Origin of the sequence: Stenotrophomonas sp. SbOxS2 (assembly GCF_013416715.1) — a bacterium.
Taxonomy (GTDB): Bacteria; Pseudomonadota; Gammaproteobacteria; order Xanthomonadales; family Xanthomonadaceae; genus Stenotrophomonas; species Stenotrophomonas lactitubi.
Map to the genome: position 1 here is coordinate 84072 of NZ_JAAVXD010000008.1, position 12953 is coordinate 97024.

The 12953-nt window shown below is 65.6% G+C and carries 17 protein-coding genes and 1 other RNA gene; 12 read left to right on the forward strand and 6 right to left on the reverse strand.

The window, feature by feature from the left end; all coding sequences use genetic code 11:
* Positions 1 to 98: 98 nt before the first annotated feature.
* Positions 99 to 1016, reverse strand: coding sequence for a LysR family transcriptional regulator (locus HFK18_RS19275; RefSeq protein ID WP_180167522.1), 918 nt, complete (start codon positions 1014 to 1016; stop codon positions 99 to 101).
* A 97-nt stretch (positions 1017 to 1113) separates the two neighbouring features.
* Here HFK18_RS19275 and HFK18_RS19280 point away from each other — a divergent pair, with 97 nt between their 5' ends.
* Positions 1114 to 2358: an SGNH/GDSL hydrolase family protein gene (locus HFK18_RS19280; protein ID WP_180167523.1), complete on the forward strand. Its 1245-nt coding sequence runs from the start codon at positions 1114 to 1116 to the stop codon at positions 2356 to 2358.
* A gap of 57 nt (positions 2359 to 2415) precedes the next feature.
* Here the strand turns inward: HFK18_RS19280 and fur are convergent, their stop codons facing one another.
* The gene (fur, locus tag HFK18_RS19285; RefSeq protein ID WP_100552275.1) at positions 2416 to 2823 is read right to left on the reverse strand and encodes a ferric iron uptake transcriptional regulator; all 408 of its coding nucleotides are present in this window, start codon (positions 2821 to 2823) and stop codon (positions 2416 to 2418) included.
* A gap of 103 nt (positions 2824 to 2926) precedes the next feature.
* Here fur and bamE point away from each other — a divergent pair, with 103 nt between their 5' ends.
* Positions 2927 to 3322: an outer membrane protein assembly factor BamE gene (gene bamE, locus HFK18_RS19290; RefSeq protein ID WP_099820180.1), complete on the forward strand. Its 396-nt coding sequence runs from the start codon at positions 2927 to 2929 to the stop codon at positions 3320 to 3322.
* Positions 3323 to 3358: 36 nt separating this feature from the next.
* Here the strand turns inward: bamE and HFK18_RS19295 are convergent, their stop codons facing one another.
* Together HFK18_RS19295 and HFK18_RS19300 are read right to left on the reverse strand one after the other, a co-directional pair.
* On the reverse strand, positions 3359 to 3616 hold the full coding sequence (locus HFK18_RS19295) for an RnfH family protein (RefSeq protein ID WP_180167524.1): 258 nt from the start codon (positions 3614 to 3616) through the stop codon (positions 3359 to 3361).
* Positions 3617 to 3619: 3 nt separating this feature from the next.
* Positions 3620 to 4045 carry a type II toxin-antitoxin system RatA family toxin gene (locus HFK18_RS19300; protein WP_080149115.1) on the reverse strand — a complete coding sequence of 142 codons (426 nt, stop codon included), beginning with the start codon at positions 4043 to 4045 and terminating at the stop codon, positions 3620 to 3622.
* Positions 4046 to 4102: 57 nt separating this feature from the next.
* Between HFK18_RS19300 and smpB the strand changes: the two genes are divergently transcribed.
* Positions 4103 to 4606: an SsrA-binding protein SmpB gene (gene smpB, locus HFK18_RS19305; protein ID WP_025878861.1), complete on the forward strand. Its 504-nt coding sequence runs from the start codon at positions 4103 to 4105 to the stop codon at positions 4604 to 4606.
* Between the two features lie 90 nt (positions 4607 to 4696).
* Here the strand turns inward: smpB and HFK18_RS19310 are convergent, their stop codons facing one another.
* On the reverse strand, positions 4697 to 5269 hold the full coding sequence (locus tag HFK18_RS19310) for a hypothetical protein (RefSeq protein WP_180167525.1): 573 nt from the start codon (positions 5267 to 5269) through the stop codon (positions 4697 to 4699).
* 240 nt (positions 5270 to 5509) lie between these two features.
* Here HFK18_RS19310 and ssrA point away from each other — a divergent pair.
* The 4 genes from ssrA (at position 5510) to HFK18_RS19330 (ending at position 7280) form a co-directional block, all read left to right on the forward strand.
* Positions 5510 to 5902: a transfer-messenger RNA gene (ssrA, locus tag HFK18_RS19315) on the forward strand.
* A gap of 119 nt (positions 5903 to 6021) precedes the next feature.
* Positions 6022 to 6375 carry a TM2 domain-containing protein gene (locus HFK18_RS19320; RefSeq protein WP_180167526.1) on the forward strand — a complete coding sequence of 118 codons (354 nt, stop codon included), beginning with the start codon at positions 6022 to 6024 and terminating at the stop codon, positions 6373 to 6375.
* Between the two features lie 23 nt (positions 6376 to 6398).
* On the forward strand, positions 6399 to 6722 hold the full coding sequence (locus HFK18_RS19325) for a hypothetical protein (RefSeq protein ID WP_180167527.1): 324 nt from the start codon (positions 6399 to 6401) through the stop codon (positions 6720 to 6722).
* 114 nt (positions 6723 to 6836) lie between these two features.
* The gene (locus tag HFK18_RS19330) at positions 6837 to 7280 is read left to right on the forward strand and encodes a hypothetical protein (protein ID WP_180167628.1); all 444 of its coding nucleotides are present in this window, start codon (positions 6837 to 6839) and stop codon (positions 7278 to 7280) included.
* 36 nt (positions 7281 to 7316) lie between these two features.
* Here the strand turns inward: HFK18_RS19330 and HFK18_RS19335 are convergent, their stop codons facing one another.
* Positions 7317 to 7772 (reverse strand): isoprenylcysteine carboxylmethyltransferase family protein, encoded by a 456-nt coding sequence (locus HFK18_RS19335; RefSeq protein ID WP_180167528.1) that lies wholly within the window; start codon positions 7770 to 7772, stop codon positions 7317 to 7319.
* A 140-nt stretch (positions 7773 to 7912) separates the two neighbouring features.
* Here HFK18_RS19335 and HFK18_RS19340 point away from each other — a divergent pair, with 140 nt between their 5' ends.
* The 5 genes from HFK18_RS19340 to HFK18_RS19360 all read left to right on the forward strand — a co-directional run bounded on the left by HFK18_RS19340 (position 7913) and on the right by HFK18_RS19360 (position 12944).
* Positions 7913 to 9919, forward strand: a complete 2007-nt coding sequence (locus HFK18_RS19340) for an alpha/beta hydrolase (RefSeq protein WP_180167529.1) — start codon at positions 7913 to 7915, stop codon at positions 9917 to 9919.
* 114 nt (positions 9920 to 10033) lie between these two features.
* A complete protein-coding gene (gene hchA, locus HFK18_RS19345; RefSeq protein WP_180167530.1) occupies positions 10034 to 10906 on the forward strand; it encodes a glyoxalase III HchA in 873 nt (290 codons plus the stop codon).
* A gap of 5 nt (positions 10907 to 10911) precedes the next feature.
* Entirely contained in the window at positions 10912 to 11616 is a 705-nt protein-coding gene (locus HFK18_RS19350) for a PA1136 family autoinducer-binding transcriptional regulator (protein ID WP_180167531.1), read from the forward strand.
* Between the two features lie 88 nt (positions 11617 to 11704).
* The gene (locus HFK18_RS19355; protein WP_223880184.1) at positions 11705 to 11944 is read left to right on the forward strand and encodes a hypothetical protein; all 240 of its coding nucleotides are present in this window, start codon (positions 11705 to 11707) and stop codon (positions 11942 to 11944) included.
* Positions 11945 to 12089: 145 nt separating this feature from the next.
* Positions 12090 to 12944 carry an endonuclease/exonuclease/phosphatase family protein gene (locus tag HFK18_RS19360; RefSeq protein ID WP_180167532.1) on the forward strand — a complete coding sequence of 285 codons (855 nt, stop codon included), beginning with the start codon at positions 12090 to 12092 and terminating at the stop codon, positions 12942 to 12944.
* Positions 12945 to 12953 lie beyond the last annotated feature (9 nt).

Here is a 12953-nt window from a genome sequence, read left to right on the forward strand (position 1 = left end):
TGGCGCCGAGCGTGGGCTCGGCTCTACAGGAATCTCGAACGGAACCGACGTGTAGAGCCGAGCCCATGCTCGGCTTCCGCGCGGCAGCGCGGCGCATGTCACCCCAGCGGTCGCGCCAGATCCACCGTTTCCACCAGGAAATCCAGGAACGCGCGCACGCGCAGCGGCAGGTAACCACCCTGCCCCAGGAACACGGCGTGCACCTCTTCCAGGTCGCCCGGGTTGGCGTCCTCCAGCACCGGCAGCAACCGCCCTGCCGCGAGGTCGGCCTGCACCTGGAACGCCGCCAGCCGGGCCATGCCCAGCCCGCCCAGCACCAGCTGACGCAGCGCATCGCCATTGCTGGCGCGCGCATTTCCGCTGGGCAGCACCCGCTGCTCCTGCCCATCCTGCAACAGCGGCCAGCCCTGCACCGACCGTGCGTGGCCGATATCCAGCCGGTTGTGCGCCAGCAGCGCCTCGACATTGCCCGGCAATCCGTGTCGTGCCGCATAGGCCGGTGCCGCCACGATCATCATCCGCGTTGCGCCCAGCCGGCGCGCGACCAGACTGGAGCTCTTCAGCGGACCGGCCCGCACCGCCACGTCGGTACGCTGCTCCAGCAGATCGATCACCTCGTCGGTCAGGGTCAGGTCCACCCCCACCTGCGGGTGCCGCTGCAGGAATTCCGGCAGCAGTGGCAGCAGGAAGTGCTGGCCGAACGGCACGTTGGCATTCACCCGCAGCCGCCCGCGTGGCTCGGCGTGGGCGCTGGCGCAGCGTTCGGCTTCTTCCAGATCAGCCAGCACCCGCAGGCCACGCTCATAGAACGCACACCCCTCTGGGGTCAGCTGTAGTTGGCGGGTGGAGCGCTGCAGCAAGCGCGTTCCCAGCCGCTGCTCCAGGCGCGCAACCAGCTTGCTGACCGCCGAGGGCGTCATCTCCAGGCTGCGGGCGGCAGCGGAAAAGCCGCCGGTTTCGATCACCCGCACGAACACTTCCAGTTCGCCGGATCGGTTGATGTCGGTGCGTGCCATGGCAATGAATTTGATTCACAGATGATTATCCATGCGCAGTCTAGTTCACAGGTGAGCGCGGACGCACCATGGCCGTCCCTGCCACCGGGTCACTCCCATGAATCGCTTGAGCCAACTGACCGCCGCCGCCCTGCTTGCCCTGTCCGGCGCTGCCGCCGCATCACCTGCCCCGCACTGGGTCGCCAGCTGGCAAGCCAGCCCGCAGCCGGTGTGGGGCAGCGATTTCCTGTTTCCCACCCTCATCCCCGGCCAACTGCAGGACCAGACCTTCCGACAGAGCGCTCGCCTCAGCCTGGGCGGGGCGCGCCTGCGGGTCCGGCTGAGCAATGCCTATGGCACCCGACCGTTGCGGATCGGCGCTGCCAGCGTGGCTGCACATACGGGTGACACGCCGCAGCCGCTCCGCTTCGACGGCCAGCCCGGGGTCGTGATTGCGCCGGGGCAGGACCGCCTGAGCGATCCGCTCCCCCTTCCCACCGCTGATCGGCAGGCCTTGCAGGTCAGCGTCTACCTGCCCGACCCCACGCCGCTGCAGACCTTCCATTGGGACGGGCGGCAGACCAGCTGGATTGCGCCGGGTGACCAGCATCGCCTGCCTGCATTGCACGGCGCCAACAGCACCACGGCCCGCCTGCTGTTGTCGGGCATCGAAGTCGAGGCTGCGGCCAGCGCGCGCAGTGTGGTGGTGGTTGGCGATTCAATCACCGATGGCGCCACCGCCAGCCTCGACCAGGACCAGCGCTGGACCGATCACCTCGCCACGCGGCTGGCACCAGAAGGTGTAGCGGTGGTCAATGCCGGCATCTCCGGCGGTCGCCTGCTGCGTGATGGCATGGGCGAATCGGCCTTGGGTCGCTTCCAGCGTGATGTGCTCGATCAGCCCGGCGTCGCCAGTGTGATCGTGCTGATCGGCATCAACGACATCAGCTGGCCGGGCACCGCCTTTGCCCGCGGCGAGACGCAGCCGACCCTGGCCGAGCTGCAGGCCGGCTACCGCGACCTGGCCGAACGCGCCCATGCCCGCGGGCTGCGCATCCTCGGTGCGACCCTGACACCGTTTGCCGGTGCCCTGCCCGGCACCCCGCTGGACGACTACTACGCCCCTGGCAAGGATGCCCAGCGCCGGCAGCTCAATGCCTGGCTGCGCACGGATAGTCCGTTCGATGCGGTGATCGACCTCGACGCCGCCCTGCGCGATCCGGCCGATCCTTCACGGATGGCGGCTGCCTATGACTCCGGCGATCACCTGCACCCGGGCGATGCGGGAAACCGGGCGATGGCCGAGGCGGTGGATCTGGAGGTCCTGCTGGGTCCATCCACGCATGGCGTGGATCTACGGTGACAAACGAAAAACCCCGGGCATGCCCGGGGTTTCGTCGCAATCAGCTGGCTGCGGGGCTTACTTGCGCTTCTTGCGCACGTACAGCACCAGCGAGTGCTCTTCCAGCTCGTAGCCGTGATCGGCGGCGATCTTGCGCTGCAGCTCTTCGATCTCGGTGCTTTCGAACTCGATGATCTTGCCGCTGTCCACGTCGACCATATGGTCGTGGTGGCCGCCGCGGTCGAGTTCGTAGACGGCCTGGCCGCCTTCGAAATTGTGCTTGAGCACGAGGCCGGCAGCCTCGAACTGGGTCAGCACCCGGTACACCGTGGCCAGGCCGATCTCGTCGCCATGCTCCAACAGCTGGCGGTAGATGTCTTCGGCGGTCATGTGGTGCTGGGCATTGCGCTGCTCGAGCAGCGCCAGGATCCGCATCCGCGGATGGGTCACCTTCAGGCCGACTTTACGCAGGTCGTGGGTTTCCATAGGTCTCCGTTCATTGGCGATTTAGCGCCAGCTGCCTCGGATTGGGTCGCGGTGGCACGCCGGGAGTGTATCATCGGATTGATTTCCCCAACCGCCAGTCCCGATGCGCAATCTCCTGTTGGTCGCCGCCGTTGCCTTGTCCACCACCGGGTGCGGCATCATCTACAAGCAACCCATCTACCAGGGCAACCTGATCCGGGAAGATGCCGTGGCCAAGCTGCAGGTCGGGCAGAGCAAGCAGCAGGTCAACGCCCTGCTGGGAACCCCCTCGGTGCCGGACCCGTTCCACGCCCAGCGCTGGGACTACACCTCGACCGAGCGCGTGAACCGCCTGGGCCGTACCGACGTGAAGAATTTCGTCGTGTACTTCGAAAATGATGTGGTCACCCGTTGGGATGGCGATTACTTCCCGGCCAACGACAAGGCCCTTGCCCAGCAGACCGTGCGCCAGTTCGGCCGCAATCTGCCGAAGGACAAGAAGAAGAAGGGCGGCCGCTGAGCCACCCTGCCCGTCCTTCGGGACGGGTCTTGAGGATCATCCGCCGCGCGCACGTCGCCGGCGGTTGTCCTTCGGGTCGGCCTGCAGGACACGCAGCAGCTCCACACGATCACCATCCAGCAGCAGCTGCTGCGGCCGCGCCAGCACGCCATGCACGGCAACGGCCGGACAATCGGCACTGCCTTCGAGCCCGGCCGCTGCCACCGCATCAGCCACGGTCGCCCCTTCCTCCAGCTGCAGCCGGCGCGACAGCACCTGTTGTGGCCAGGCCAGCACGACCTCGACCTCGATCATCGTTCAGTCCTCGTCGGCGACGCGGACGAAATCGTTGACCATGCGATCGGCCAATCCCTGGAAGCCGATCGCCAGCGCCGGGCCCAGCAGGCGTGAACTCGGCTCGAAGTCCAGGGTGAGGGTGACCTTGCAGGCATCTTCAGCCAGGGCATGGAACTCCCAGCGGCCGTGCAGTTGCTTGAACGGCCCCTCGCGCAGCTGCATGTCGATGCTGTGCGGGCGCTGCAGGGTGTTTTCGGTCTGGAACCAGGTACTGAACGAACCCAGGCCCAGGTCCAGGCGAGCGACCAGCCGGTCTTCGCCCTGCTCGAGGATGCGGGCGTCGGAGCACCAGCGGAAACGGCGCGGATAGGCCTGGACATCGTTGACCAGATCGAACATGCGCGCGGCCGAATGTTCGACCAGGGCACTGCGGCGGATAGTAGGCATGAATACAGGACGCTTCGGCAATCGACCGGGCGGGCCCGAATCGGAGACAATACGGAAATGAGCAAGAACACCGGCAAGGATAAAGCAAAGAGCGCGACGGCCAACAAGACCATCGCGTTGAACAAGCGTGCCCGTCACGAGTACCACATCGAAGACCGCTTCGAAGCCGGCCTGGCCCTGCAGGGCTGGGAAGTGAAGTCGATCCGCGCTGGCCGCGGCAACATCGTCGACGCCTACGCCTATGTGAAGGATGGCGAGATCTTCCTGATCGGCGCGCAGATCACCCCGCTGATCCAGGCCTCCACCCACGTGGTGGCCAACGACCGGCGCGAGCGCAAGCTGCTGCTGCACCGGAGCGAGATCGACAAGCTGGTCGGCAAGGTCGAGCGCGATGGCTACACGATCGTGCCCACCGCGATGTACTGGAGCAAGAACAAGATCAAGCTGGAAGTGGCGCTGGCCAAGGGCAAGCAGACCCACGACAAGCGCGATGCCGCCAAGGATCGTGACTGGGCGATCGAGAAGCAGCGGGTGATGCGTCGCGGCAACCGCGACGCATAAGGACGCCGGCCCGCTTTCGTGTGGAGCCGAGCCATGCTCGGCTTCGGCAAAGAAGCAGCCGAGCGCAGGCTCGGCTCTACAAGACGCTGATCAGCCCGCCAGCAGGCCCTGCCCGCGCAGGCGCGGGGACAGCGCCGCGTGCATCACCGCCAGGTGCATCACCACCGACAGCTCCGGGGTATGGCGATCATCGCCGGCACGCCACTGCTGCGCTAGCCGCGCTGCATCAACGGGCAGCAAGGCCAGCAGCTGGGCATCATCCAGCGCATCGGCGGAGGCCTGTAGTTGCCGGGCCAATTGCCGCGACTGCCACACGTGCACGCCGATACTGAGGCTGGCCAGCGACATCAGGGTCAGGGCCAGGCCATGTTCGAACCACTGTGACAGCACATCCGGGCCCCACAGCAGCACGGCGAGCACCGCCAGCGCCGGCAGCCGCCAACCCAGCCAATGGAAGCGGCCACGCCGCGGCCAGTGCACCACCACCGCACTGGCGATCAGCGCAGCTGCCGCCGTGGCCGGCAGCTCGGTTGCCCACGTTCCAGCCAGCAACACCGCCAGCACCGCCCAGACCCAGCCGGGCGGCAGTGCCCGCCGCTGGTAATCGGCCCCTACCGGGCCAACCAGCTGACGCAGGCTGCGCTGTTGCATTGCTTCGGTCACCGGCCGTCTCCGTCTCTGTGCTGGCTCGAATGGTCGTGGCCAGTGTGTCGCAAATTCGTGCCAGCGACGTTAGCAATCCGCTATGACGGAAGCTCTACAACATGTTGCGGATTGACGTGGGAACGGCTGGGCGGGCCGGGTGACTGTTCAGGCTTTTTGGCGTAGCATGTGCAGCGTTAGGCGGGCACTGACCGTGGCAACACGAAACAGGCCTTGTACCTTGCAGGACTTGAAGAAACCGGGGGTGCATTGGTTTCGACGGGGGTTGTGAAGTCGCCTGGCGCATGCCGAGGGGGTAGCTTTCCTCGTAAATCCAGCTGCAAAACTCTAGTTGCCAACGACGACAACTACGCTCCGGTCGCCCTCGCAGCCTAAAAACTGCGGTGCGTGACCTTCTGCCGACTTAGGCGGAGCCTCGAAACTGCTTGTGTCCATGCTCGCAGCGTAGAGTCATTATCATGGAATCGCGCTGGGCGGCTGCCTGTCAGTCCGGCACAAGAACACAACAGGCTGGTCCTTGGATGCGCTTTGCACGCCGTGCTGTCCCGGGATGAGATTCAACGGTGAGCTAAGCATGTAGTGCTGGGGATGGAGTGCCTTCGGACGGCGGTTCAATTCCGCCCACCTCCACCATTTGTACCGCCCTTCGGGGCACGAAAAGCCAGATTTCCCGTCGATTGGGATCTGGCTTTTTTGTTGGTCCCATCAGGTCCAGAACCGCCGCCTCGGCAGGGAGAAGCACCGTGGCGTTGATGAACAACACCGAATGCCACTGCAAGGCATACAGCGATACGGCGACCTGCCCGCTCTGCGATGCAACCGCCCCGCCGGCCATTCCGCGGCCGATCGACGCCGTCTATGCGGCACCGGTATCGCAAGCCCTGCCGATCGCCAGGAACCGGGCAATCTACATCCTCCTCGCCCTGTTCCTGGGCATTTTCGGCGCCCACAACTTCTACGCCGGTTACCACGGACGTGCGATCTGCCAACTACTGATCACGCTGCTGTTGGGCTGGCTTCTGATCGGCGTAATGATCACCGGCCTGTGGGCGCTGGTGGAAATGATCACGGTGGAAACCGACGCCTCTGGCGTGCAGATGGTGTAATCCTTGGCCCGGGAGGAACTGCCATGGATCTCGACAGAATCGACGTTGTTTGCTGGCTCGACCAGATCCTGGATCAGGACCCGGCAACCTTCGAAGACGCCTACTGGGGTCTTCGCCCGGCCGCGGCCATTGCGGTACCGCACCTGCTCGCCCGCCTGGCGGCTGCGCACGATGGTTACTCGCGCGGAAAACTGCTGGAACTGCTCGGCGAATCAGGCGACAGCGCCGTCATCCCGACTTTGCAGGCTGAGCTGCAACATCCGCTGGAAGAGGTGCGCGACTGGGCGCAACTGGCACTGGATGCGCTTGATCGGGGAACCTCCTGGCAGCCCAGCATGGGGGCCTAGCCGACAACGCTGCCCTGCCCCACACTTCCGGCTGTCTGCCCGGACTTCGTGCCGGCGCCCACGCTCCTCCGCGATACAGAAGGATCTGCAATGAACAAGCCGTTGATTGCCCTGATGCTAGGCCTGGCCACCGCGAACGGTGCACTCGCCGCGCCGGCCACGAATAGCACCGCCGCACTGGAAGCCCTGTTGGCCTGCAAGGCCGGCTCCGACTTCACTGAAGCGCAGGTGGAGCAGGCATTCCATGCCGCCGGCCTGAGCCGCGACCCCGGTAGCGTGTTCGAGCCGAAGGACAAGCCCGTTGCGCTGTTCGGTGGAACCGTGGCCAGCGCGGATGTGAGCGTGTCAAATGTCCACAAGAGCCTGCACGTGTACCTGAACAACGTCGACCACAAGCGCCTGGCTAAAGCGTGGTCGGTAACCGCCGTCGACGATGCCGCCCAGACGGAGGAACCGTCGTACATCAAGCAGACCGACGCCCGTCACACCCAGCATGTCGGCGCCGCTGACGACTACGAGGGCTATTCGGCCTCAGTGACCTGCCAGATCCATCCGTGACCGGACCGATGATCGACTGAAGCGCCGATCCGGACCCTACAACCAACGCCGGACCTGCTGCCGGAACGCGTTGTACTGGGCGCCGAAACGCTCGCCAAGAACGCGCTCTTCCGGATGGATCTGAAAGCGCGTGATGAACAGGACAAACAACGGCACCACTGCGAGTGCCAGGAGGTTCTGCAGATACAGCATGCCTCCGAGCAGGAACGCGGCTTGCCCCAGATACATGGGGTTGCGCGTATAGCGATAGACACCTCTGGTGATCAGCGCCGTGGATGATGCCGGCCGCATCGGATTGACCGTGGTACCCGCACGCTGGAATGCCAACTTGGGCAACAGGTTCATCGCCAGCCCCGCGGCCATCACCGCCACCGCAGCCCACCATGGCGTTGGCAATTCCGCTGCGGGCAGCCAGCGGCTGATGCCGAGACCGAGCAGACCGCACAGCAGCATTACAAGAGGTGGGGGAATACGGGTTTCCAGCAATCGCATCGGCCGTCCCGGCATCGGATGTCCGAACCAGTGTCACACGCCGATGCCGGAGCCGCACATCGGCCAGCAATGACCCAGCTGCGCCCTGCTTCCGCGTTGACACGCCTGCCGCTAGAGTGGCGCCAGCGCAGGGAGTCCACATGGCAAGAACAGGCATCGGCTTCATCGGCCACACCACCTTCGTCCTCATTGCCCTGCTGACCCTCAGCGGGTGCGCGACGCTGCGCCAGTTCGGCCCATCGGTGCAGGTGGGCACGGTCACACCGGGCCAGTACATCGCGCTCAAGCGCGGTGACATCCTCACCAGCGGCAAGCTCAGCGCGGCCACGATGGAGACCCTGCGCGTGGCAGGCCTGGACGAAGGCGCCTGCGCCAAGCCGGGCCTGCCCTGCATCGAAGCGATGGAGGCCAGCATCGTCGTCCGTGAGGAGGACAAGCGCTCGTCGCTGGCCGAGCTGTGGGTGCAGTACGCGATGACGATGCCGGCGCCGAAGCGCGAGTCAGCGTCGGTGGCGCGCAGCAAGGCCGCGACCGCCCAGCCCGACCCGACTTTCCAACCACGCCTGGATGCGTGGATGCAGATCGCACGGCAGTCCTATGCGTATCTGTTCTTCACCGAACGCACCGCCAACCAGCGTGGCTTCGAAGACCGCCAGACCCAGGTTCGCGACTACTACAACCTGGCCGTGCAGGAATCCGCCGTGCTGCTGTTCGAGGCCTATTCGAGCAAGCAGGTGCGCAACGACAACGGGCGATTCCAGTTGGGTCGGTGGACCTTCGTGCTGGCGCCTGCCGACGATGGCGCGGCCGCGGACACGCGCGAACCGATCGAACTGGTACCGGCTGCATCGATGTCCTTCACCGGCACCCTGCGCAGCGTGCATCGACGCGATGGCTTCGGTGCCGAGCTGGTGGCGGTGATGGCCGACCCGGCCAGCACCGGACTGGCGGCGGCCGCTGCAGGCACCGCACCGGCGACCGAGCGCGACTGGAGCGAGATGCCGTCGCCGTCGATGACTGTGCTGCTGCGCTTCTCGGGAAAGAACCTGTGGGAAGTGCTGCACGACGACGAGCCGGAACTGGAGATCCACGACCCCTACCAGGTGGCGGTGGTGGAACTGCATGGCGAGCAGGTGCCGCTGGCGGCGAACTTCACCGCCGGCTACGCGCTGTGGCTGGCCCGCTCCAACTTCAGCCGGCAATCGCTGCGTACATTGTTCGGTGGCAAGGGCGGCATCGAAAAACCGCACCTGTTCATGATGCAGCCCTACGATCCGAACCGCCGCGTGCTGCTGATGATCCATGGCCTGGCCAGCAGCCCGGAAGCGTGGGTGAACGTGGCCAACGAACTGATGCGCGACGATGAGATCCGCGGCGATTTCCAGATCTGGCAGTTCTACTACCCGACCAACATGCCGATCGCGCTCAGCCACGATGAGATCCGGCGGATCCTGCACGACACGCTGCGGCACTTCGACCCGAGCGGCCAGGCGCTCGCCTCGCACGACATGGTGGTGGTCGCCCACAGCATGGGCGGCGTGATTTCGCGGCTGATGGTGTCCTCCTCCGGCGACCATCTGGTCGATACCCTGTTGGCGACCGCGCAGATGACCCCGGCGCAGCGCGAACTGCTGCGTACGAAGGGCGCACCGGTGCTGACATTCCAGCCGGAACCGGAAATTTCACGGGTGGTGTTCATCGCTACCCCGCATCGCGGCACCGATGTTGCCGGCACGCGTCTGGGACGCTGGCTCGGCCGATTCGTGCGCCTGCCGCTGACCGTGCTGGAGGATGTCGCAACGTTGGCAAACGACGGCAAGGTCGAGCGCAACGACGACAAGCACGGCTACCAGATGAACAGCATCCAGAACCTGGACAAGGACGATGCCTTCGTCAAGGCCGTGGCCGATCTGCCGATATCGCCGAAGGTGCGTTACCACTCGATCATCGCGCGCACCCAGGCTGAAGGCCCGCTGGAAAAGACCGACGATGGACTGGTCCCGTACTGGAGCTCGCACCTGCCCAATGCCGTCTCGGAAAAGGTGATCGTGTCCGGTCACAGCGTGCAGGAAGCTACACCGGCCATCGTCGAGCTTCGCCGCATTCTGCATGAGGACATGGAGGCTCATCCGCTGCCGGCGAAGTAACGCCTGCATTCGCGGGCGAAGCCGCTTCCTTCGCATCCTGGTTGCGGGAAATCCCTCATCGCGTGTACGCATCCACCCTCCTATGCTGGCCCGACATCCCCGCAGGAGATCCACATGAACACGTCAGAGCCCAGCCGCCAGCCCAGCCCCGATCCGGCCGAGCGCGATGCGTTTTTCCCGTCGCCGTACTCGCTGTCCCAGTTCACTTCGGCAACCACCGATCTGTCCGGCGCGGACTATCCCGATGCCCGGCGTGACGGACGCTGGAAGGTGCTGATGATCGCCGCCGACGAACGCTATCTGCCGACCGCCAACGGCCATCTGTTCTCCACCGGCAACCATCCGGTGGAGACGCTGCTGCCGATGTACCACCTGCACAAGGCCGGTTTCGAAATCGACGTGGCCACGCTGTCGAGCAACCCGGTGAAGTTTGAATGGTGGGCGTTCCCACGCGAGGACCGCGAGATCGGCAGCCTGTACGAGCGCTACGAACCCCGCTTCCGCCAGCCCCTGCACCTGGACGACGTGGCGGCCGCGCTCGACGCCAGTTCGGACTATGCCGCAGTGTTCATTCCCGGTGGCCACGGTGCGTTGATCGGCCTGCCGGAAAGTCGCGCAGTGAAGGCCACCCTGCAGTGGGCGATGGACAATCAGCGCCACATCATCACCCTCTGCCACGGCCCTGCCGCGCTGCTGGCGGCCGGCGTGGATGAAGCCGATGGCGGCTCATTGTTCCGCGGCCATCGGATCTGCGCGTTCCCCGATGCGATGGACCGGCAGACACCGGATATCGGCTACATGCCTGGTCAACTGCCGTGGTTCTTCGGTGAACGCCTGGCCCAGCAGGGCGTGCAGATCGTCAACGAAGGCATCGATGGCAGCGTGATGCAGGACCGCCTGCTGTTGACCGGCGACAGCCCGCTGGCGGGCAATGCGCTGGGCAAGCTGGCCGCACGCACCCTGCTGGATGCGTTGGCAACGCACTGACCGGCATGGACACCACCGTGCAGTCATTGCTGGTGCTGGAACGCGCACCTTCGTTGGCGGCGATCGGCGCGTTGCTGCGCAGCACCGGCGCGCCGCTGGGCTATGACCGCACGTTGATGTTCGCCACCGGCACCGATCTGGAACGCGGCGCGCAGCGCCTGTACTGGATCGATGGCGATTGGTTCGGTGAGACCGCCAGCACTGACATGGCGCACTACCTGCATGCATGCCCGGTCAATCGCCATGTGCTGGACAGCGATGCGCCCTTCTTCTGGAGCAAGCAGCAAGGCGTGCGCGGCGAGCGCTACCGGGTCGTGCGGCAACCGCGGGGCGAAGGACTGCACGGCCTGCAGGTGCCGGTGTTCGGTGCAACCGGCCTGGAAGGGGCGGTCAGCTGGGGCGGGCGCACGATCGACGCATCTCCATCGGCACGGTTGCTGCTGGAGCTGATCGGCACCGCCGCCTTCCGTGCGGCGCATCGGCTCTCTGTCGCCCCGGCGGTTGTGCCTGCCGGCACACTCAGCGCGCGCGAGCGTGAGGTACTGCGTTGGGTTGCCGCCGGTCGTCGCCAGGCCGACATCGCTGCCACGCTTGGGCTGTCCGCGCGCACCGTGGAAAACCACCTGCGCAGAGCACGCCAGCGGCTGGGCGTGGCGACCACGGCGCAGGCAGTGCGCGCGGCCAGCCGGCGCGGTGAGATCGGGGACTGAGCGCAGGCGTGACACTTCCGTGGACCGCCGTCGCATGCTACACAAGCCAAGCGCATGTGCGCGATTGCAGAAAGCAAGGATGATGCTTATGAAACTGCAACTGGCCTCGATGGCCGCATTGATGTTGGCGATTGGCAGCATGGCATCGGCCGGAAGTGCCGTCGCCGGTGTGCCATCGCCACCCGGCAGCACCACCGAATGCGTACCGGTGGAAGTGGAGCGCTACCGCATCCACCAGCACTGCACGGTGACCTTCGTCGACGAAACGGGCAGCGTCTTCGTTTCTGAATACTGGATCGACGAGTACGGCAATCCCTACCTGATCTGAGCGACGAACCCTATCGGCAACGTTGCTGCAGCCGACGGTCACGCCGGGGCGGGCGCACGGAAATCGCCCGCTCCGGCATACCTCCACCCTCCCTTTCCGTGGCATCCTCCGTGAAATCGTTTTCACGGAATGGAGGGATTCCACGATGCTGTCACGTTTCCGCAGATCCGCGCTCTGCGCACTCCTGGCGTTTGCACTGCCTGCCGTCACCTGGGCAGCCTCGCCCGCGCCGCTGAAGGTGATGTCCTTCAACGTGCGTACGCCGGCCGATACCGACCCTGGCAAGCGCTGGCAAGACCGCCGCGATGCCATGGTCAAGGTGATCCAGCAGGCGCACCCGGCGGTGATCGGTACCCAGGAACTGGTGCTGGAGCAGGCCAACTACCTGGCCGAGCACCTGCCCGACTATCGCTGGTTCGGCGAAGGCCGGCGCGGTGGCAGTGGCGACGAACACATGGGCGTGTTCTACGACAGCAAAGTGCTGGCGGTGGAAGAATCCGGCAACTTCTGGCTGTCCGATACGCCCGGGGTCGCTGGCAGCATCAGCTGGGGCAACCTGTTCCCGCGCATGGTCACCTGGGCAGTGTTCCGCCGCCTGGATGATGGCCGTCGTTTCTACTTCATGAACACCCACCTGCCCTACCGCGACGAGGACGAACCGCGACGGATCAAGGGTGCCGAACTGATCGCCACGCGCGTGGCCGCGCTGCCTTCCGATCTGCCGGTGGTGCTGACCGGTGATTTCAACAGCGAGCCCGGCGGCGGCACCTATCAGGCCTTCACCCGGGTGCTGCAGGACACGCGCCCCCAGGTCAAAACACCGCAGGGTCCGCGCCTGACCTTCCACGACTTCACCGGCACGGCGACTTCGCAGCTGGACTGGGTGCTGGTACGCGGCTTCCACGCACGCAGCTTCCTGACCGACGACCGCCGCATCGACGGCGTGCTGCCCTCCGACCACTTCCCGCTGGTCGTTGAACTGGACTGGCCGAAGCCCTGAGCACTGCAG